Annotated in this window: 12 protein-coding genes; 2 read left to right on the top strand and 10 right to left on the bottom strand. The window is 65.8% G+C overall.

Annotation, left to right across the window (positions count from 1 at the left end; genetic code table 11):
• Positions 1 to 18: 18 nt before the first annotated feature.
• Together QE405_RS00750 and QE405_RS00745 are read right to left on the bottom strand one after the other, a co-directional pair.
• Positions 19 to 204 (bottom strand): helix-turn-helix domain-containing protein, encoded by a 186-nt coding sequence (locus tag QE405_RS00750; RefSeq protein ID WP_307198320.1) that lies wholly within the window; start codon positions 202 to 204, stop codon positions 19 to 21.
• A 245-nt stretch (positions 205 to 449) separates the two neighbouring features.
• The gene (locus QE405_RS00745; protein WP_307198319.1) at positions 450 to 1,466 is read right to left on the bottom strand and encodes an EcsC family protein; all 1,017 of its coding nucleotides are present in this window, start codon (positions 1,464 to 1,466) and stop codon (positions 450 to 452) included.
• Between the two features lie 1,016 nt (positions 1,467 to 2,482).
• Here QE405_RS00745 and QE405_RS00740 point away from each other — a divergent pair.
• Positions 2,483 to 3,658, top strand: coding sequence for a hypothetical protein (locus QE405_RS00740; RefSeq protein ID WP_307198318.1), 1,176 nt, complete (start codon positions 2,483 to 2,485; stop codon positions 3,656 to 3,658).
• Positions 3,659 to 5,052: 1,394 nt separating this feature from the next.
• Here QE405_RS00740 and QE405_RS00735 read toward each other — a convergent pair.
• From QE405_RS00735 to QE405_RS00725, 3 genes are all read right to left on the bottom strand, one after another.
• Positions 5,053 to 7,404, bottom strand: a complete 2,352-nt coding sequence (locus QE405_RS00735; protein WP_307198317.1) for an alpha/beta fold hydrolase — start codon at positions 7,402 to 7,404, stop codon at positions 5,053 to 5,055.
• Positions 7,405 to 7,570: 166 nt separating this feature from the next.
• On the bottom strand, positions 7,571 to 9,085 hold the full coding sequence (locus QE405_RS00730; protein ID WP_307198316.1) for an amino acid adenylation domain-containing protein: 1,515 nt from the start codon (positions 9,083 to 9,085) through the stop codon (positions 7,571 to 7,573).
• 112 nt (positions 9,086 to 9,197) lie between these two features.
• Positions 9,198 to 9,506 carry a hypothetical protein gene (locus tag QE405_RS00725; RefSeq protein WP_307198315.1) on the bottom strand — a complete coding sequence of 103 codons (309 nt, stop codon included), beginning with the start codon at positions 9,504 to 9,506 and terminating at the stop codon, positions 9,198 to 9,200.
• Between the two features lie 479 nt (positions 9,507 to 9,985).
• Here QE405_RS00725 and QE405_RS00720 point away from each other — a divergent pair, with 479 nt between their 5' ends.
• The gene (locus QE405_RS00720; RefSeq protein ID WP_307198314.1) at positions 9,986 to 11,563 is read left to right on the top strand and encodes an amino acid adenylation domain-containing protein; all 1,578 of its coding nucleotides are present in this window, start codon (positions 9,986 to 9,988) and stop codon (positions 11,561 to 11,563) included.
• Positions 11,564 to 12,177: 614 nt separating this feature from the next.
• On the opposite strand, the gene QE405_RS20855 is transcribed toward QE405_RS00720, so the two are convergent.
• The 5 genes from QE405_RS20855 to QE405_RS00700 form a co-directional block, all read right to left on the bottom strand.
• Complete coding sequence (locus QE405_RS20855) at positions 12,178 to 12,303, bottom strand: transposase family protein (protein WP_373459477.1); 126 nt, start codon at positions 12,301 to 12,303, stop codon at positions 12,178 to 12,180.
• Between the two features lie 625 nt (positions 12,304 to 12,928).
• On the bottom strand, positions 12,929 to 15,064 hold the full coding sequence (locus tag QE405_RS00715) for a penicillin acylase family protein (protein ID WP_307198313.1): 2,136 nt from the start codon (positions 15,062 to 15,064) through the stop codon (positions 12,929 to 12,931).
• 635 nt (positions 15,065 to 15,699) lie between these two features.
• Positions 15,700 to 16,773: a class I SAM-dependent methyltransferase gene (locus tag QE405_RS00710; RefSeq protein WP_307198312.1), complete on the bottom strand. Its 1,074-nt coding sequence runs from the start codon at positions 16,771 to 16,773 to the stop codon at positions 15,700 to 15,702.
• Positions 16,770 to 18,452 (bottom strand): carbamoyltransferase N-terminal domain-containing protein, encoded by a 1,683-nt coding sequence (locus tag QE405_RS00705; protein ID WP_307198311.1) that lies wholly within the window; start codon positions 18,450 to 18,452, stop codon positions 16,770 to 16,772. The genes QE405_RS00710 and QE405_RS00705 overlap by 4 nt, the downstream gene beginning before the upstream one ends.
• A 17-nt stretch (positions 18,453 to 18,469) precedes the next feature.
• Positions 18,470 to 21,733, bottom strand: a complete 3,264-nt coding sequence (locus QE405_RS00700; RefSeq protein WP_307198310.1) for a type I polyketide synthase — start codon at positions 21,731 to 21,733, stop codon at positions 18,470 to 18,472.
• Positions 21,734 to 21,740 lie beyond the last annotated feature (7 nt).

Genomic DNA, 21,740 nt, shown 5'->3' with positions numbered 1-21,740 from the left:
TGCGACGAGATGAAGTCATCACTCCCCGCCAATCAGAATGGAAAAGTCGCAGCCCAACGCTTTACTCAGCCGGGTGAGAGTCGCGAGGGTGGGAATGGTCTCGCAAGCTTCCAGTCTTGCTACGGCGGGCTGCGCCATCTGGGCTTCGATTGCCAGCTGGCGCTGCGTGAAGCCAGCTTCCTCGCGGAGCTGGCGCAGCGCCATCCCGAAGTGTCGACTCGGCGTCAGCAGGCACTGCGGACGAGCACACGCACGACCCACATGTGAGCGGTCGTCGGCAGCCTGGGCCTCCGGAACGGACATAACAGGGACGTTATAGACCCGCACTACGTCATGGGGACCCGACACGCCGCGCGAGCGACAACGCCGCACCCATCCGCGCCGCCGGATCAGCTTGCGTCTCCGATCTTTGCCACCCTGATCGCAGCCTCGGGCGACTGTCAAGGAGTTCAGGCATCTGCCTCGCCATCCTCCTGAGGATCGTCGGCCACGTGGTGCAGGTTCGGCGGCAAGGGCAGCCCGTACTTCTCGCTCAGCATCACGGTGGCCCCGTAGTGCCGCGCCTGTCGCACCGTGTCGCCCAGAACGTGCGAGTTAGTCGCCGCACCGGCCAGCACCGAGATCACCGGCATGCCCATGCGCGCGTTCTTCACCGGCACTCGTTTGCCGTCGCCGGCTGACTTCAGCAACTTCTCGACAGCAGCCATGAGCCGGTGGTCCTCGCGAAGCTTCTGACTCCAGTTGACCCGCCCCTTGGCTGCATCGAAGGCGGCACTGGCTTTCTTCACTGATCCAACCTTGACCGCCTGATCGCGGTAGGCCCGAGCCACCATGCGGTCGATCATGTGCCGGACTTCGGGGTCTGCAGCGTCGTAGCCGTAGGCGTAGCAAACCCTGGTGGCGATCGCTCCTGTCAGCGCCTGCATGGCAAGGAGGTCGAGCCCAATCGCTGCCACGCTTCCAACCACCGGCACCGGCACCATGGCGAGCGATCCGAGCGCTGCACCCTCGCCCGCCCCGATGGTCGCCCAGCGAAGCGCCATGTCTTTGGTGAGTTCCTCGAGTTCCTCCAGATCGAGTGCCCGGAGATCCTCCAAGCGCTGCACGTTGCGACCCTGCGCCCGATGATGCTCGAGAACCTTCTCCGGGTCCGTCAGCTCGACAACCCAACTGTTCAGGAGCTCGAGGAGGGTCACCAGGTTCCGGACAGTGGGGAGGAGCGCCGCGTCGACGGCGCCACCAGCGAAGTCCCGAACGCCTTCAGGCGTCTTGTCGGCGATGGCACGACCAGCCCTCGCTGCGGCGCCCTTCGTCGCGCGGGCACCCTTGCCTGCAGCGTCCCGAACAGGCGCAGGGACCAGCTTGCGCCGCGCCTGGGCCCTCCGCTCCCAGTGCTTCTCGAGCTCCTCCCACCGCTTCCGCTCGTAATCGGACATGGCGTCGGGACCAGGAAGCACGGCGTTCACGCGAGAAGGCTAGGCGGCGGGCCAGCCAGTTCGTGGAGTTTTGACGTCGCCAGGACTACCGCTCAGGGATTCCGGTGAACGGCCGAAGTCGGCGCGGCTGGAGCAGCAAAGCCGGGTCCGGCTTCATGCTCGATTAGACAAGAAACACAGCCGATGGCCCCTCGTCACACCCACGGGTTCAGTCCTCGTTCCAGCCCGACGGCCCAAGGCGGCGGTTCATCCTGCAGCCACGCTGCGCCGGTCGCCGGCCGGCTGGTCGCATCCTGCAAGCAAGCTGCGGCGGGCCGCCCAGTCGCTCAGCAGCGGCGATCCGCGGTATGTCAGCCTTCGAAGCTCGCCTGCTCGGACAGAACAGACGTTCCCATGCCCTTCCGAAGCTCGTGGCTGTAGCCCGAGCCGGCGTCTCTCCCGCTTGGGCTGGACGAGCATGCTGGCCCATCCGGCAGGTCGCGCGCGACCTCTTTGAAGGTATGACCGCGCACGCCTACCTACCGCGTTACGTTGGGCGAGTCAGGTTGGACTCGGACGCGACGTCCCGACGCCCCGAACGCCCGCCAGAAGGGATGGGCGCTCGCAGCAGGCCGGGGAGGCAGGTCACAGGGGGCTGCAGATGGAACTTCGGTATGTGGTGCAGTTCGACCTTCTGGGCGCTGACGCCGGGGCTCTCTCAACGTCTGACGACGTTGTGCGGCGCGTCCTCGCTCACGTCACGCGTTGGATCAACCATGATCAGCCTGAGCCGAGCCTGACCGCGGAGCGTTTGGAGGGCGACACCGGACGCATCGTGCTCGCCCAACACGAGGGCCGAGCAACCCGCGGTGTCGAGTGGCACTGGTCCGGAACTAGTTCAGTCAGGCTGCTCCGTCTGAGCCTCACAACGGACCTAGACGTGTCGGGGGTCGCGGCAGTTTGTCTGCCAGGTCTCGGTCTTGAACCAGCACGATCGGGTCGTCTTTCGCGTCGAGCTTGGACGCGAGCTCCGACAGCCCGTCTTGGCGCCCACAGGATGGAGCTTCTTGCGCCGACCCGCGCTTTTGATTCATCTGCTGAAGGACCCAGAACTCGAAGCCAGAGCAAGCGGCGTGCTCGTGACATCGGACGCGTCTCGCGTCGACGGCGACGGGGCCAACGGCCTTTGGGAGCGACTGTCCTCCCCTCGGCTGCTCCCGACGGTCCTCGTCGACGGCTCTCGCCATGAGAACGCCGCGGCGGCGGACTATGCCGCAGCCGAGTCCGTTGGACTGGCAGAGGTCGCCCATCTCAACGGCGGCGCATTGGCTGCCCTGGCGCCTCAGCTCGCGGAGATCGACGCACGTATACCTCCTGGAGGGGCGGTACTGGTGTGGCCCGACCTCACGCTTCGGCATAAGTGGTGGACGAGCGGCAACCTGCACAACCTCCCGGGCGACCTAGTACGAGTGGTCGCTCCGCTGTCAGTTCGCGCGAGAGGGGTTAACGCACTGGCTCGCACCGCGGCGGCGGCCGAGCGTGACGAGCGGAACCGGCTGTTCGAGGAGCGGCTCCACGCTTCTGAGACGGCCGACATGACAGCCACGGTTGCAACCCAAGCCGCGCAGATCCAGGAGCTCACCCGGCAGGAGGCTGCGTGGGTGGAGGAGATCGAGAATCTTGAAACGCAACTGGAGGAGACGCAACAGCTCGCTCGGCAAGCAGAATTCTGGCGTTATGAGGCGGCGCGTCTCCGTGATAGCACCAGCAACGACGATGCAGAACCCGCCTGGTCGAACTTGCCTCGCTTAACCCCGAGCGACATCACATCGCTGGCGCGGGACCTCGAAAGACGCACTGATCGTGCCATTTCGTTTACGCCACGTGTCGCTCGCGCCTGGACGAGATCTCGATACCCCCACGTGGACGCCATGGAGTCCGCGCTCGTCGCACTAGCCAAAGCTGCAGAAGAGTACCGCGCGTCGGGCGCGCAAACCGGCGGCTTTCCTGACGACTGGTTCAAGACACTTCACAACCTGAACATGGCCGGTACGGACAAGGGGCTACGACAGACCGGCGAAGACACCTTTACTTTCGAAGACACGAAGTACAGCCGGGAGCCGCACCTGAAGTTGGACGATGTAGTCTCGCCGAACGAGGTGGGCCGCGTCTACTTCGCCCTCGACTCCGCGCAACTCAGAATAATCGTCGACCACGTAGGACTAAAGCTCTATGGCCTTTGACGTCTAAGACCGGGGAGCCGAAAATTCCGACCCTGGCAATGCCGAAGATTCACATCTCGAATTGCTCGGCGAAGTGTTTAACTCGCACAAACTCGATTATCGAGTCGCCCGCAAGCGTATCCCGCCGCGGGCGAACGGCCCACACCTTTGAACATTCAGCAACGGCGCGGTGAAGCCTGTCGGGCCTGTCGGAGCGCCACCGGGACTGGCAGATGCGGCCGGATCAGCCCTCGTTCAACTCCCAATCAAGCGTAGGCACGGCCCGCACGGCAGCCGGGGCACGCCGCTGCGCACTGGACTTCGGAGAGGCCTTTGCGAGCGCTAATAGCGACATTAATCGACTGTCTACTCTCCGTCTTGACGCTCATGGCTGGGCCAACAGCCCACTGCTCGAGGCGGCCCGGGCGGATTGCACGTTCGATAAAGCTTGCGAGTCTTCGCCTTGCCGCATGCTCGACCGGACAACAGACGCAACGGGCGGCGCGTCCTGCAACCAGATGGGCCGCCCCCGCGCCCCTGCGCTCGACTCGCACGAGTCAACCTTCAACCGACGGCGCAGCCGTTCCGATTCCCGCTCTATCCAAGGCCCGTCAGTTGCACCTGCTGTCTCAAGATTGCAGAAGAAGCACTCCCACGGCATCGCCAACGTATTGACGTGGACCGCGTGTTGGTTGGAAGCGGGCGCCGGGACCACGAACTCCAGGATGTCCCGGGCGTGCACCAGGGCCACACCGAAAGGGCTTCGGCCCGACACCCACGGCGGATCGCCATAGGAGGCACCACGTTCGATCGCATCGAACCCGCACCCGCCGAACCCAGTGGTCGTCCCAACGGGCCCGAACGGCTCCACCTCGCCGTTGCAAAGGGCGAAATCGGAAATTGAGCTGTACATCCGTCCGGCCCGTATCAACCGCCGACACTGTGACGGCGCGTTCGGCTTTCGCAGTTCCTTATAGACGCCGAAAGCGACACCATCCACCTGCTTAGCTTGGACCAGCATGCTGACCCATCCGACAGGAGTCTCGATCGCCCATGCCCAGTCCGACCCAAACTGCACTTCTTGACCGATCGAGGCCTTCGCAATCTGTACGCCCGGCCCCCGGAGCGAGCCAGCTCGATAAGAATCATTCCTGTGAGGGTTTCCTCGCGCGGCCGGAATCGTGCGTCACGGAGCGTCTCCTAAACCCACGAGGATGAGTCAGACAGGTTCTTCCACACCGTGCGACACTGTCGAGTCGAAACGACCACCGGACGTTCTTTGCGTCGGCGAGGAACGGGCGTGGCGGCGTCGTCACGCCACCGCAGTCGCCGGGTCGTCGGTATCCCATCCCACCCGGGGACCAGAATGTCCTCCAGGTGCGCATTAGCCTGAAGGTGTCCGGACTTGAGATGGACTACCCCCGCAGCAGTTTACGAAGGATAGGACCCGTAACGGCAACGGTGTTGGTGTCCATAACCTCCTCGTGCAGACAGTCGAGAGGGAAGAACTCGGTGTGGCCGGCTGTAAGGCTCGACCATCCCACCCCGACCTGCGCGCGGGTCAGACCAGAGTCCCTTGTCTCGAAGCTGACCACGTTGCCGCCGTAAGCCCGCGAGCTGTGTCGACTCAGAAGATCAAGACAATACTCGGCGACCTTGGTCTGGTCGCGCAAAACCGTTTCGTCCATATCCCGGGAGCCAATGCCGACGGAGCCCTGGATGGACTCCCGGATGGCATTGCTGGATTCGGACGCCGTCGCCGTGACAGTCATCCCGTCACACTTGGCCGGCACGGAGTCAAGCAGCACCAAGTGGCTGACTTCGCCTCCAGACTCCTCGGCCACCACGGCGACCTCCTGGGCAAGGACTCCGCCGAAGGACCAGCCCACGAGCGCGAGCGGTCCTTCGGGGCAGCGCTCGACAATCTGCTCCCAGAAGGTCCGCGCCAACTCTCCCAATGTGTTGGGGCGACCGGACGCGAACGTGAGCAACGTTGTCTGGAACGCATACACAGGGTGTCCCTTGGGAATGTAAGGCAGGAATCGAGCGTAGCTCCAGCCAAGCCCACCGATGGGTGGCAAGAAGAAGACCGGCTGTCGAGTGCCCCCAGCGCGCAGAGGCAGCAGTGGCGCGAAGGAGTCGCCTACGCGCCCCTGCAGCATCAAACCGGACAGCTCGGCGACCGTGGGCGCCTCGAAGACGTGATGAACGGCGCACTCAACACCCAGCACCGCGCGGATACGTGAGGCCATTCGGCCAGCGAGCATTGAGTGGCCGCCGAGTTCGAAGAAATCGTCGTCGATCGTGACGGTCTCGACTCCAATCACCTCACAGAAGAGCTGGCAAAGCACCTCCTCCATGGTGTTTCGCGGCTCGCGTCCGCGGAATGGGCCAACTTGCGCGGGCGGGGCCGGTGCGAATGCTTCGACTTCGCTCGCTCCAGCGTCGGATAGCTCCTTCCCGACCAGTGCATCCAACGCAAGGTCGGGGTCGGCGACGGCCCTGACGAGGATGTCAACGAAGTGCCGAGCCATCGCGGTAACGAAAGGGCGACCATACAGCGCCTCCCGGTAGACCATCGTCACTCCGACTGCTTCGTCAGACCACCAAGTCGAGACGGCCACATTGAACTGGGCGGTGACGGGCTCGGTGTCGATCAGGGTCACGTCAAGCCCGGGCCAGCCCTTGGGCCTGGATACCGCGAACTCGATTGACAGCACGCTGTCAAAGAAGGTCGAACGACGCCCCTCGATGCCCGGTCGGACCTTCGCTACAACTTGCGGGTATGGGTAATTCTGGTGTTCTAGTACATCGATCAACCCGCCCCGCACGCGGCGCAGCAGGTCCCGGAAGGTGACGTCGGCTGTGGAGTCGACACGAATCGCCACCATGTTGACAAAGTAGCCGATCGCGTCCTGCATTAGGCCCTCGCGGACCGCAGCCGGGCTGCCAACCACGGTGTCGCGCTGGCCAGACGAGGCGGCCAGAACCAGATGGTAGACGGCGTGCATCAGCATGAACGGCGTGACCCGCTCGGTGGTGAGCAGCTCCTGCAGCCCAGCGACCGCCGCGGCCGGCACCTCTCGGTCGACCCTCGCTGCCGCGATCGAGTTGCTGATCGCGCTACGGTGATCTGCCGGCAAGGCCGGTTGCTGAGCGCCAGCGAGGTTCTCGCGCCAGAACTCGAGGGCCTCGCCACCCTCGGTCGATTCCAGCCACTCCCACTCGGATCGGGCAAAGTCCTCGAACTGGCCGGCGGCCGGGGCCTCGTAATCGGGATCACGGTAGAAGTCGCCGATCTCCTGCAGGAGGACTTCGACAGAGTGCCCGTCGAAGACGATGTGGTGGGCCGCAAACAGCAGCACATGCTGCTCGGGCGCTACTCGCAATAGCGTGGTCCGAAGCATTGGGCCGCGCTCCAGGTCGAAGCCCAGTTCGTTCTCGGCGCGCAGCCTTTCGCGGAGTGCGGGCTCGCCCTCGGCGAGATCCTCCTGGCGCAGCGGCACGTCCAACCGGTCAAGCACTACGAGCCGGGGTCGACCGTCGGTCTCTATGAACTTCGATCGAAGGGCTCCGTGGCGGCCAACGACCTTATTGATGGCCCACTCTAGCGCCGTCGGATCGACAAGTCCCCGAAGGTCAAGTGCAAAGACCATGGAGTACTCGGTCGAACCACCGTTCAACTGGTCGATGAGCCAAAGGCCCTCCTGCCCCGCCGACGCTGGCCCCACCGATGCTGAGATGCCGTGGCCTACCTGCTCGCTCACCGGTCCCCCGTTGAAGTCGTGAACACCTGGTCCCCCCACAACACAAACGTCGCCCACATCGTAACCGGCCCGCGGAAACGCCGATCGCTCAGACAGCAGCCTCCTGGTGGAAGCCGGTGGCGATCGCGCTTGGCCCAACCTGGTTTGCGACGCCGCGTCCGCGGTGTTATTCAGCGTCGATAACTAGCCCCCCGACGGCCGCCCGATCGAGTTTGCCGGACGTCGTAAGTGGGAGCCGGCCCACTTGCACGATCCGCCGCGGGACCATGTGACCGGGCAGCGATTTCTGTAGCATCTGGCGGACCGCCACAATCGGGATATCCACCCCCCGGGTCGCAGGGGTCACGCACGCCACCAGTTCAGGGCCAACCGCCGTCTCCACGATGCTCACTGCGCTGGCGTGCACGAGAGGGTGGAGGTCGAGCGCGGCCTCAATCTCGGGCAGCTCGACTCGCGACCCCCGGAACTTCACCTGGGCGTCGTTGCGGCCGAGGTAGTCGAGCTCACCGTTGTCGAGTAGCCGCACGAGGTCACCAGTTCGGTAACAGCGCAGCGGCGCAGCGTCGGGTCCCAATGGCAGTACGACGAATCGCTCAGCGGTAAGCTCCGGACGGTTCCAGTACCCCCGGGCGAGACCGGTGCCGGAGAGCCACAACTCTCCGGTCTCTCCTACATTCACCGTCCTCAGCTCAGGGTTGAGGACGTGGGCGCGCAGGTGCGGCAGCGCCCGCCCAATGGGGGAGCCGACCGGACCCTCAAGTGCCGAACGATCGAGTAACTTGCCGGTAGCCATGACAGTCGACTCAGTCGGCCCGTACACGTTTATCACGCGGGGTGGGTTCGGGCCGGCGTGGTCCAAGTACTCCAACACCACGGAGCGGTTGACACCCTCACCGCCGACCAAAAGGCTCGTCAGATGCAAGCGCGGGTAGCCCTCGTCGGCTAACGCGTCGACCGTGTAGCGCAGAATCGAAGGAACTTGGAACAGGATCGTGATCTCCTGCACCCGTAAGAGATCCACGAGGTCCTCAGATGACATGACGCACGACCAGGGAACCACCACTGCGGTCGCACCGGACTCAAAAGTGCACCACAACTCCATGACCGACACGTCGAAGCACAGCGAGGCAAATAGCGCCCACCGGTCCTGCGAGGCCAGGCCATAGAGGTCGCGCATGCTGGCCACGAGCGCGAGCACGTTGGTGTGGGTGACGACGCAGCCCTTTGGTCGGCCCGTCGACCCACTTGTGTAAAGCACGTAGGCGGTGCTGTCGGGCGTTGGTTCAAACCCGGCGGGCCGACGTGGAGAAGATGGTCCGCGCCGGTCACCGGGGTTGATTAGGTGTCGATCGATCAGCCCGACGCGCGCGGCCGTGGTCCGATCGCCGACAACAATCGAGAGCCCCGCATCATCGGCGATGTATCTGACCCGGTCCTGAGGGTGGCTTGGATCGAGTGGCACATAGGCCGCCCCTGCCGCCAGGATCCCCAGCAGCCACACAAGGGTGTCAAGATCGCGATCTGCGAGTAGGCCGACGAGCTGGTTCGGTCGCACTCCGTGCGTTACTAGATGGTCGGCCGCTTGGTCGACAGCCACAGTCAGCTCGGCATAGGTCATACGGTTCGGGCCGTCGATGAGAGCGACGGCGTCGGGGTGCACCTGCGCACGCGAGTCGAGCAACTGGGATAGCGTTCTCAATGGCTCCTCCGAGGTTGCGTCACCGGATCCGCGGGGTCCAGCTTATCGCGAACGGCCGTCAAGGACGCGCGCGGTCGAGGGTTTGCGGAGGGTTTCAGCGGAACTCGGATCCGACCCCGTCACCGATCAATCGGGACCAGCTGCCTCGACTCGGTGAGCTCGCGGGCCTGTTCACCCGGCGGACCAGCATCATCCAAGCAGAACTGCCGATCTGGCGGGCGAGGGGTCTGCCGGCAAGGTCGACCAAGACTTCGACCGCGAGAATACAGCGATCCACCTTGTACCGGTTCTCGTTGCTCGTCTCGATCTTGGCGCGCAGGACCTCCTGCAGGCGCATGAGCGTCGCTAGGCCTTTACGAGGTCGCCCGACCTTCAGGTCTCGCGCCAACTCGATCTGGGTCACGTCGTGGTAACCCAAGAGCCGAGTATCGATCATCCTGGCCAGTCCGACGCCCTGTATGGTCGCTGTCAGAGCGATGGCTGGGGGCGTTGCTTGCCCGTGGATCACGCAGTTGCCGCAGAATCCGCTCACGATGTCCGTTTTGACCTGAACGAGGCACGACGCTCATCCTCCGACCGCCTCCCGAGAAGCGGAAAACCTAGTCGCGAGCGCACGAGACAGTACCTGTCTGCGGCCCTGACATAGTTGTCATTCAGTTTCCTTGTAGTCTTACTACGTGAAGGGCAGGTCGTGATCGGCAACGAACCGCTTGAAACCGACGTCCCGGCCACTACGGCCGTGATCGTGCACCGGCTAGCGCCAAAACTGGCCGCAGTCACAAGCATAGTGACCATCCGTCACGACCACGTCGTGCTTACCAGCCCGGCAGTTTCCTCTCCGCAGTCGCGGCGTGCCGTCGCAGTCGCATCGCAACTGGACCTATGAAAAGCGCAACTCCATCGCAACCGCCGTGGACCTCAGTCCGCACACTGCCTGAGCTGCTACTCGCACGAGCCGACCTCACTCCAAATGCTCCCGCGCTTCGCGCGCCCGGCATTGACCTCGACGCAAAAGCCCTGCTGGGTGTCGTACGCCGCTTGGCGGCCGAGTTTGCAAACCGAGGCGTGTCCCCAGGAGACCAAGTCGGCCTGTGCGTCCCGCGCGGCCACCTCCCTTTCCTCACCTCGGCGGCGCTGCTGTGGCTGGGAGCTTCCTATGTCCCCCTGGACCCGAGCCACCCGGCAGAGCGCTTGCAGTACGTCCTCCGCGATGTCGGTGTGCGTCGGATTTTCGTCGCCGACGCCGCCGCCGATGTCGTGGCACCTCACGGCCGCGACATCCAGCTCGTTCCCGACCTGACGCTGGATACCGCTCACGAGCACACGGAGGTTCCCATGAGCGCGATCGGCGACGGGCTCGCCTACGTCCTGCACACCTCAGGCTCCACCGGTCGGCCGAAGGGCGTGCCGATCCGGCATCGGAACGTCCTGGCCATGATCAGGGGTTTCTGCCCGCTCTTCACCTTCGATACAGACGAGGTGTGGCCGCTACTTCACGCCTACACCTTTGACGTGAGCGTCTGGGAGATGTGGGGAGGGGTGGCGGCGGGTGCCTGCCTCGTCACGGTCGACGACCGCCAGGCCCGTGATCCCTGGGCGCTGGCGATGCACCTCGCCAACGCCGGCGTCACCACGCTGCACATCGTCCCTAGTGTCTTCCGCCATGTCGCCGAGACCGTCGTCGAGGAGTCACTTGAGGTCCCCCTTCGCAAAGTGGTGTTTGCGGGCGAACGCCTCAACAGGGCCGCAGTGCGGACGTGGCGGAATCACGGATCAGGGTCGGCCACGTTCTGGTTCAACGTATATGGCATCACCGAAACTACGGTCTACAACTCCTTCCACGCGGTGAGGCCGGCGGATCTCGACACCGACCGGCCGACCACGCCAATCGGACGTCCTGCGCCCGGTTCCTCTATGCGCGTTGTCGGCGAGGACCTTCGTGAGCTGCCCCCGGGAGAAGCTGGCGAGCTGCTCATCAGTGGCCCGCAGCTGAGCGAAGGCTACGTCGGCCTGCCTGACTTAACGCGCGAGCGGTTCGTGACGGCGCCTGATGGCTCCGGCCCGTGGTATCGGACTGGCGACGTCACGGTCGCGGATGAAGCGGGCGTGCTCCACTTCGTTGGTCGGCTCGACGACCAGGTGAAGGTTCGGGGAGTGCGCATCGAGCTGGGCGAGATCGAGCACGCTCTCCGGTCGCTGCCGTGGCTGCGCGACGCCGCGGTAGTCACGACTGTCAGCAGGCGGGGCGAGGTGCAGCTCGCAGCTGCCATCGTCCCGACGCATGGCGTCGGAGGAGACATCGACCTGACTGAGCGGGACTGGGCGGCCAAGGTCCGGGAAGAGTTGGCGAACATCCTCCCGTGGGGCATGTTGCCCCAGCGAATCATCGCCGTCGACAGGCTTCCTCAGAACTCGAGCGGCAAATTGGACCGCCCGGAGGTCACACTCCTCTTTGGCTGAGTGAGTAACTCTCGACGGGTTGGTCCCAGAAAGGGTCGCGCCGCTCGTGGCGCAAATCGACGCGCTCAGCGACGGCGATAGATGCCCGGTTGCTGCCGGGCACGATCATCTCTGTCAGCTTCGGGACGGACCGGTCGAGGCTCGTAGCCAGGACGGGCACGCCTTCGCCGCCTCCGCCGTGAAGGCGCGCGCCCGCGCAGATTTCTGAGTGCCGACCCAGCCTCGGTCTCACCAGCGACGCCCATCTCGGACCAATAGCCGAAACGGCACCGTCCCAAGGATTGCTGCCTGGCGGTCTCAATGGCAAACCTCACGTACCCTAGCTCTGCCGGCTGCTCCTCAAACCGGCTCTTCGCAGATCAGCATGGTTCGGGCGTGATTCTTGGGCGTCGTCGGTAGGGGCGTGAGCCACCGATGGCGAGTAGGATCCAGATCTGGCACGCCGCCGGTAGCGAAGTACGCGAGGATCTCTTCGCACCAACGGCGCCAACCTTCGCCTGAGTCGCTTCACCTCGGCGATCGACCATCTCGTTGCGCGGATGGTTAGCTTGGCTCTGGCCGGCGCGTAGGGGTGGTCCTCGGTCCAAGTCGCCCGGCGGGCAGGGCGGCTCGGGTTAGCGCCAGGTCCGCTTGCGCCAACGCACCCGCACCGGACGGCCGAAGCACGGTAAGTCGCGCAGGACCTGAACCCGGCCGCCGTGGCCGATTGCGACCACCCCGCAGTCGGGGCAGCCAACCATGCCTGCGCCGGACTCGACGTCGGACTCGGCGTCGGGGACTATCGTGCCGTCGTCGCGGCCGGACATATCGAGAACGTGGACCTCGACACCGAAAAATTCATCAGCCGGAGGAAAGCACCGAGAAGAGGGCGACGCCACGCAGGCGCACGTAGAGCGTGTCAACTACAGGGTCCACTAGGAGAAGCAGCTTGGTCGCCCGCCACTGATCCTCCGGGGCCTGACGCCTTCCGCCCCTCCGCCTGACGGGCTACCCCTCAACGATTCTCACTTGCGAAGGGGCCTCAAACCGCCGTTGCATCATAATTGATGCAGCCAGCTGGGCTGGGAAAGCCAGCGTCGATACGACAGCTGGATGACGAGTTGCACCCCAACAAGGGGGTTGAGGGCACGTGGTCCGTCGCGGCCCTGCCTGCGAATTTGGTGTGCGGTCAGCAGGCCGACCCGGTCGGTTCGGAGCGCCCGTCGAGAAGCCTCGACACGGCACTGGACGAGCGTTCTGTGAGTGTGATGCCACAATCAGAACCAGCCGTTCGGCCAAACTAAGACTGGCTGTCAAAGCCGATTGCCAAGTCCCCAACCCCGATCTCGCTAACCACTGGGCCAGGCGCACCGAGGCGTCGATACCTCACGAGATGCCGCTCTCGAACAGTGGTGAGGTCTCGCCCCGCGCCCAGCGTCGCACCGCATGTCCCGTCTCCCGAATCGGGCGTTCGCTCGCCATGCCGGGGATCGAGATCGTCCCTCCCCGGGTGCCAGGTGCGGCCGTGATTCGGATCGAGGCGCCGAAGTCGGGCGCGGCCACAAGAACCGACTCCATGCAGCCAGCCAGCTCCACTGCGAGACCGTCGACTAGGGCGGGATGGCCCACCGCGACGTCGGGCGACCATCGGTTCACTGACCCCCATCTGACCGGCCCCGGACCGCCAGAGCGGCGGGCAAGGACGTCACGGGCCATGAGGAGGTGAGCACCGACGAAATGCCGTGCGTCCCGCCACGGCGGCGGGTGCAACCCCGCAGCCAGCCCTTCGCTCAAAAGCTGCCGCAGGACCGCCTCATGGCCGTGGTGAACGTATACGAACTCGGGGTCGTACGCCCTCGCGCGCACCGTCAGAGCTCGAAACAGCGACTCGCGCAGCACTTCTCGAAACGCTACCAGGAGGGCTAGTCCCACCTCGTCGCACTCTGCGGTCATCCGCCACGACCGCAGTTCGGACAACAATTCTGCGAAGACCCCGCGATCAGGGAGGTACCTCTGGGCTAAATCCCGATAGAAGCAGAAGAACCGGGCATCGGTGTCGAGCTGCAGGAGAGCATGTGAATCGACCGACCCGGGGGTCTCCACGCTGCGGAGCAGCCCGCTGATCCGCAGCGCCCGGCCGCTGGAGAACCAGTTCCATCCCAGCCCGGCATCGCGCGTCGACTCCGGGGCGTTGTTCGCATTCAAGACAAGACCGTCGCGACGCACCAAACGAGGCAGTTCCGATGCAGCTAGGCGGTCCGGCTCCGTCGCAGTGGCAGACGAGAAGCCGCGGGGCGCTCCGGACCGGCGCCGGTGTCGGCCACCAACCGTGACCCCGACCACGCCCGCCGCGTCAGCCAACACCACGTTGACAGGTGGAAGCCCGCTGTGCGTCACGACATCGATACCCTCCTCAACCGAACCAGCTTCCCCAAGACCAGCGCATCCGAAGTCGAGTGCCGACGGGTCGAGCAGGGACGAGCGGAAAGCCAAGGCCCGACCAGCCAGGGTGCCCACCACGGGGCCGTACATGGTGTCGCGCACGGTGAGCTGGACCGGCTCCGCGCCCAGGACGTGGATCGTCTCGATCCGCTCGGCATACTCGCCCGGGAGCGTAGGTCGTCCTGGCACCTCGCGGAGCTCGGCCGGCAGTTCGACGAGGTCAGCGTTGTCGCTGGCCAGACGGGTGAATCCCCACGCCAATCGATCATGCGTGCCGACGACCAAGAAGGGCAGGCCAGGCACGGTGGCGCCGGCCACAGCGCGACCCGCCACCTCGGCTTCGAACGGATACCAGATCGGCGGTTCGGTCAACGGAAGGTGCATATCGTTCGCGAGTACCGTTTGCCGACCGTCCGAAACCGCCCAGGCGTTGCTCCCCGCGGGTCGCGTATCGCGGACGACGAGGCGATGCCCGGAGGTCGCGATTGGAGCACTCTCAAATAGCGACCGCAGCTGGTCGAATGGCAGTTCAGGCCAGGGCCTATCGACCTCCTGCCCTGAGGCATCCACTCCCCCCGGATCAGCGCCGCACAGCAGAAACTCCACGACGCTCGGATGGAGCGTGCGTCTCAGCACCTCGGTCATACGAAGCTCAGACCCGTCGGAGCTCAGTTGCTCGAAGAACAGCTGCGCAACCGAGACGGAGTCCACTGGGGCCCAGTCGCGCAGGCTCGGCGGGCCAACGGCCTTGACCCCCCGTGCGAACGCCGCCGCGAGCTCCACCTGACTCGTGGGCAGCCCCTCTAGGACCTTTCGGCCCAGCCGGCCAAGACCGAGCCTTCGGTGGTAGACATCCGAGTCGACCGCAGACGAACCGCGCACCTCGGCCAGGCGCCCTTGAGTCGTCCTGCGGAGCACGTCGAGCTGACGCGGACGGTCAATAGCGACGCACCAGCCCAACGCATGGGCGAGGTCGACCCAGCTACGCACCCGTATGCGCCGGATCCCGTCGGACCGGGTTGTCACCTTCACTTCGCCGTGCTGACCCTCAAACCGGTGCGGATGGCTGGTAGCGCTCATCCGAGATCGGCTAAGTCGCGGAGTTCGTGCACAATCCCGTCGGCGAGCGCGGTGGCCTCAGGCGCCGCCTGGTAATCCAAGGCGACGTCCACCTCGCCACCCGCGCGGCGGCGGGCAGGACCTGCTGCACGAGGAACAGGACAGCTATAGCGCCCACGGCCCACCACACCCTGCTCGAGGCGAGACCCGAGCCACCTCCGGGAAGATCGGCGAACGCGTCGAACAGTCGGCCGCTGGCCAAGGCGATCCCGGGTGCGACAGCGCACGCCACCCCGACGGTCTTGGCCGTCATCGCGGCGGTCGTCCCGGCGACACACACGGCGGCGCCGGCGAGGCGTATCGCGGGCGGCACCGGACGGACGGACCGACGGGGCATTCGACGTGCGCCTCATCGTGCAACCTCCAGTGTGCGCTCTCCCAAACATCAGCGCGTGTCTCCGGCGGGCGGTGCCGCCTCGCTGCTTGCCGGAGACACGCCGCCAGCCATTTCGAGAGCTTGCACGGTCGAGGGGCAGCTCGGGGAGCACGGTGTCCTCTCCTCCGCGTCGAAATCTTCGTCAAGTGCCGCCAGCGACTCGATGTAGAGCGTGGCAACGTCCGGGAGCTCTTCCTCACTTGGGAACCGGGAGAACGAACTAGGCACCCTTCACTCCTGCTGCGGGGTTGGGTCCGGGGTGCGTCTGGTCGTGGGGCACAGCGAGCTGCGGCGTGCTCTTCGCGCCATCCGAGCCCACTAGGACGTTGTCGACAATGCGCTCGGCGCAGTCCCGTATGGAGTCGCCGCGCCCTGCGACGACGGTGACACCGGTGGGCTTGGTCATCAGCTCTATTACGCGCAGGCGGGCCACAGGGCCGAGGGTCTCGTAGCGCTCGCGCAACAGCCCATCTGGCAAGACGGCCGAGCCGGAGACCGCGAGGTCGCCAAGGGGATGGCGGCCGGTCAGGTCGACCAGCCGGCTGGAACCGTCGTTGTTGATGCTCACGACGGAGAGCCAGTCGACGCACTGCCCCGCGAACAGCTCGATGATGTCGTCGAATCGGACGGCGTTCACGATCGGGTTGAGGTAGGCGTCAGCGTCCACCGACGCGACCGCAGCCGTCGAGGCGGCATCCCCACGCGACGTGTCGCCGTACTGAGCGCTCGGCAGCGAGAGACCCAGCTCGCGCACGATGGCCAATCCCCCGGCGTCAGTGTCGGGTCCAGCCAGCTCGCGCACCAGCTCGCGATCAAGCAGGCGGTCGTGCTCGCCGAGCGCGCCGTACATCCACACGTATATGAGGCCGTCGTCAGCCAGCTGGTCGATGGCCCAGCGCAACGCGGCCTTCGGCTCGGGTAGGTGGTGCAGCACTCCTGTCGACACGACGAGGTCGAAGTCCGTCGTGAGCTCTGCGTCGGGGACGGACCCGTGCACAAGCTCGACGTTCGAAACACCGTGACGCGCTACCAGCTCCGTTGCGACCTCGATCGACCGCGCACTCGCGTCCAGGCCGACGAAGTCGGCCTCCGGATGCTGCAGAGCGGTCGCGACGAGGCGATGGCCCGTGCCGCACCCCAGGTCGAGGACCCGCCATCCGGTCAACTCCGACCCACCGAAGACCGCCGCCAGCCCGAGCGCGGTGTCGGAGATCAACGGCCCGGCGGGATCCGGCGACGGGTAGGGGAACGACTCGTAGAGCGCGGACGTGCTGCCCGCGGTGGGTGCGGTCACGAGACCTCCTTCTCGTAGAGCACCCCGTCGCTCCAGAGCCGCGAGACGGCGCCCCACTCGGCAGCCGACCTCACGTCCGGGAAGAACCCGCGGCCGTTGTAGTTGGCGCTGGTGTTACACAGCACCGGAACTCCGCTCGCCTGTTCGTATGCGCGAAGTAGTTCGGCCAGCACCGGATCGTCGTTGCCGTCAACAGTCTGCAGCCTCGCCGTTCCGTCGAGGTGCAGAATCGCCGGGATCCGCTCCACCCACTCCTCGCGTACGACGTGGTCGAAGAGCATATACGGGTCCGGAACCCCAGGGTCGAAGATCTGGGGAGCGCGGTCCACCATGCAGATGGGGGCCACGGGGCGGTAGTGCTCACGCTTCTTGATGTCGTTGAGCAACTGCTTGGTGCCAGGGTTCGTGGCGGGCGCGATGATGCTCCGCCCGCCCAGGGCTCGCGGGCCTAGCTCGGCGCGACCGTAGAGAACCACAACCGGCTCACCGGTCTCGTGAAGAAGTCGGCCGAGCTCTGCAGGGGTGACCGGACCGGACCTGGTCCAGCCGGGCGGGATATCACTCGGGACGACTGCCGGACCGCTGCGCACATGCCAGGCGACGGCCGAGGTCTCCCCCCGCGCCGCGCGGTGCGCGCACGCCGCGCCAAACGCCGATCCGGAGTCGTTGGGGAACGGCGGCACCCAGACGTCACGGAAGATCGACTGGGCACGGAGCTGGCTGTTCCACTTGATGTTGAGCGCGCACCCGCCGACGAAGCAGAGGTTCCACGGACCCTCCCCCGCTTGGGCGGTGTCCCAGCCGCGCACAGCCTGCGACACCCTCTCGACTAGAAGGTCGCCGAGAAACTCGTGCACGGTCGCCAGCACATCCTCGTCAGTGGCCTCAACCGCGCCCCGGAGGTCCCGGTAGAAGGCGTGGACGAACCTCAAGGACGGCTCGGCGTTGGACCCGACGCCGTTGATCGTGCTCCGGTATGCCTGGGCCTGCTCACCCGAACCCTCGAAGTGGCGGCCGAACAGCTCTGCGAGCACAACACGGACCGCGGGGTCAGGCGTCCCGAGCGCAATATAGGCCATGAGCTTGCCTGCCACGGAGAGGTCGTCGACCGTTGTGGCTTCGTTGTCGCGGCGAAACGGACCGAAGTGGTGCGCGGCGGACGCGTAGGCGTGCCCGATCAGGGGGAACATCGCGCCGCCCAGCGAGACCCGACCGTCGGACCCAACGTGATACAGCCTCGGGAACAGTCCGCCGTCCCAGATCAGCACAAAGGCGGGCTCGCCCACGAAGGGGCTGGTCCAGTAGGCACTCGCGAGGTGGCCGGCTACATGCACGTAGCTCACAAACGGAACCTCCGTCGCCCCCAGGGCGAGCGTTCCACGAGCACCGGGCTCGAGCAGATTGGTGATGGTGTCGTTCTCCCGGTAGGGCGCCACGACGAACTCCTGCTCCCGCCCGTCGTTGACGATCCTCACCGAGCCATGTTCGTGACCGTCCCACCCGTCGACGACCCACTCATCGACATCACCGGGCTTGTAGCCGAAGGCTGCCAGGATCTCGACGATCGTCTTGGTGTCCTCGATCTCGGAGTAGCGAATGCCGTTGGCCACCTTCTCCACTTCAACGCTAAACACGAGTCGCCCGTCCTCGAGCAGCGCGACCGCGCCGTCGTGGGTCAACTTGAGACCACAAGTGATCATCGCGACTCCTGGTCGATCTCGTCGAAGATGCTCTGCAACTCCTCAGGGTCCATCTGTGACAACAACTCGTCGAGCTCCTGGTCTGCCGACACGGTCCCTTGTTCTCCCGTGTCCCCTGTTACGGGCGGTGCGAGCGACGACGAAGGGTGAGTGCCATTGGTCTCGGTCGCCCCACCCTTCTGGCGGACCTCCTCCTCCACGACGACGCACAGCTCCGCGGCCGTCGGGTTCTCGAAGACCTGGGCCACCGGCAGGTCGATGCCATACCGCTCCCGCAACTGCACGACGAGTTGAAGGGCCATCAGAGAGTCGGTGTGGAGCTCGAAGAAGTTGTCGTTGACCCCGATCTTCTGCAGACCGAGAATTGCAGCGACGACCTCGACGACCGTCGCCTCAGCATCGGTCCGCGGCGCGGCGTAGGGCGTGCTGAGGTCAGGCCGAGGGTGCCTGTCCTCGTTGCCCTGGACACCGATCGGGGGCACAGCTTGCACGCTGGCGGCCGGCTGGGTCGCAGCAAGGGGCTCGACGAAGGGCGGCGCGACCTGTGCGGTGGACGTCCCCTGGGCAATCTGGGCAGGTTGGGATGCCGGATGAGCCGGCCGCGGGGTCAACCAGAAACGCTGGTGCTCGAACGGATACAGCGGCATTGAGAGGCGGCGCGGCGTAGCGTCCGAACGCAGCTGCTCGAAGTCGATGTCGATGCCGGCGGTCCACGCCGAACCCAGCGCTTGGAGGAACGTCAGAGCGGTGTCGGAGCCCCTCTGCCGCGGGTCCGCGCACAGCGCCACGGCCAGTGGCTTGGTCTGCAGGGTCGCCGACCCGAGCTCGACCAATGGGAGCAACGTCCTACCCGGTCCGATGTCGACCAGCACCAGGGAGGGGTCTTCGAGGAGCGTGGCGACACCTCGCGCGAACTGCACTGGCTGCCGCATGTGCTGTACCCAGTAGTCCGGGTCGGTGGCCTGGGCCTCAGTGATCCAGGTCCCGGTCAGGTTGGAGACCCAGGGCACGCGCGGTGCCGCGAAACTCACCGAGCGGCATACCTGGGCGAACTCCTCCAACACACCGTCGAGATGGGCGGAGTGGAATGCCCGGGAGACTGGCAGTCGACGGGCCCGGACGCCGTCCGCGTCCAGACGGGCGACGACTTCGTCGAGCTCGGCCTCACCGCCGGAAATGGTGACGAAGGAGTCGGAGTTCACCGCAGCGACCGTGACACCCTCGGTGAGGTAGTCCGCGACCTTCTCCCCTGACAGGCTCACCGAGGCCATCGCGCCCGGAGGGGTCGACGCCATCAGACGGGCCCGCTCGCTGACCAGACGTGCACCGTCAGAGACGCTCAGAACCCCCGAGACCACGGCGGCGACGTATTCGCCGATGCTGTGCCCGAGCATTGCTCGGGGCGTGATGCCGAACTCCTCGAGCAGGCGTGCGGCGGCGTACTCGAAGGCGAAGATGGCGGGCTGTGTCCACTCGGTCCCGGCGAGCAGCGCCGCAGCGTCGGCGTCGTGAGGCGCAGCCTCGACCAACGCGCGGCGCAGCTCGTCGCCGGCCGGGTGGTCCGCGAGCGCCTCGTCCAACGCTCGACGGAACGCCGGATAGGTCTGGTGCAGCCGCGCGGCCATGCCGGGGTGCTGGGAGCCCTGGCCCGGGAGGAGGAGCGCCACCCCCGACGCCACCGGGTCGCATCGACGCGTCAACACCCGCGACGAGCCGGAGGTCCCGAGCGCGTAGCCGGCATCCTCGGCATCGCGCACGACTACCGCACGTCGGTGACGCAGCTGTCGACGACCGACCTGCAGCGTGTAGGCGACATCGTCGAAGCTTGCCGCCGGATGGGCGACGAGCCACTGGCCCAAGTTGGCGCTCATCCGGTCCAGTGCGGGCCGGGTGTGCGCTGAGAGCAGCAGCAGCTGGGGCTGCCCGGAGCTCGTGCCTGTCTCTTGGGCAGGGGGCTGCTCAATGATTACGTGAGCGTTGCTGCCACCCATGCCCAGCGAGTTCACCCCGGCGCGGCGGGGCTCGCTCCCGGGCCACGGGATCAGCTCGTTGTTCACAAAGAACGGGCTTTGCTCGAGGTGCAGGTGCGGGTTCGGCTCGCGGAAATGCAGCACCGGTGGCAGCAGTCCGTTCTTCAGCACCAGCATGGCCTTGATGAAACTGGCCACTCCCGCGCCGGCATCGAGGTGACCAATGTTGGGCTTGACCGAACCAAGCGCGACGGTGCCCACCGTGTCGGTTGACTCACGGAAGGCCTGGGTCAGCGCGGCGACCTCGATCGGGTCACCCAGCTGGGTTCCGGTGCCGTGGGCCTCGACGTACCCGATATCCTCGGCCGTCATCTCGGCGGCGAGCAATGCGCCGGCCACAGCTCGCGCCTGCCCGTCCACGCTGGGCGCCGTGAAGCTGACCTTGCGGGAGCCGTCGTTGTTGATGGAGGTGCCCTTGATGACTCCGTAAATGTGGTCCCCGTCCGCCAGCGCCTCCGTGAGATGCTTGAGCATGACGACGCCTGCTCCGTTGCCGATGATGCTGCCGACAGAGTCAACGTCGAAGGCACGGCAGCGCCCGTCGGGCGAAGTGGTGCCACCCGGCACGTGCATGTACCCCTCGGCCCACGGCATCCGCACCGAGACCCCGCCAGCGAGTGCCATGTCGCACTCGTCGTTGAGGATGGCCTGACAGGCGACATGGATAGCGGTCAACGAGCTGCTGCAGGCGGTCTGCACCGCCATGCTCGGTCCGCGAAGGTCGAGCTTGTAGGAGACGCGCGCGGGCAGGTACTCTTTGTCGCCGCCAAGCATGATGTGCAGGTCACTCATCACGTTGACCACCCCGCCGTTTGGGATGATGTTCATCGGCAGGTAGGTGTTCATCGTGCAACCGGCATACACGCCGATCCGTCCCGGGTAGCGCGTTGGGTCGTAGCCCGCCTCCTCCAAGCCGTGGTAGGCGACCTCGAGGAAGTGGCGGTGCTGGGGGTCCATGATCTCGGCTTCGCGCGCGGTGTAGCCGAAGAAGTCCGCATCGAAGCCTTCGCCGTCCTCGAAGACGGCAGCGGCACGGACGTAGTTGGGGTTGGCCAGCAGACTCGGGGAGACGCCTCGGGCTCTGAGTTCCTCGTCGGTGTAGAAGGTGGCCGACTCGACGCCCTCGCGCAGGTTGCGCCAGTACTGGTCGAGGTCGTTAGCGCCCGGCAGCCGCACCGCGGCCCCGATGACTGCGACGTCTGCTGGTGACGTCGATCCGTCGATGCCCATTCGCCTC

This window comes from Nocardioides zeae, from assembly GCF_030818655.1.
GTDB classification, from domain to species: domain Bacteria; phylum Actinomycetota; class Actinomycetes; order Propionibacteriales; family Nocardioidaceae; genus Nocardioides; species Nocardioides zeae_A.
The sequence above is the reverse complement of the archived record's forward strand: the minus strand, read 5'-3'. Positions and strand labels throughout refer to the sequence as shown.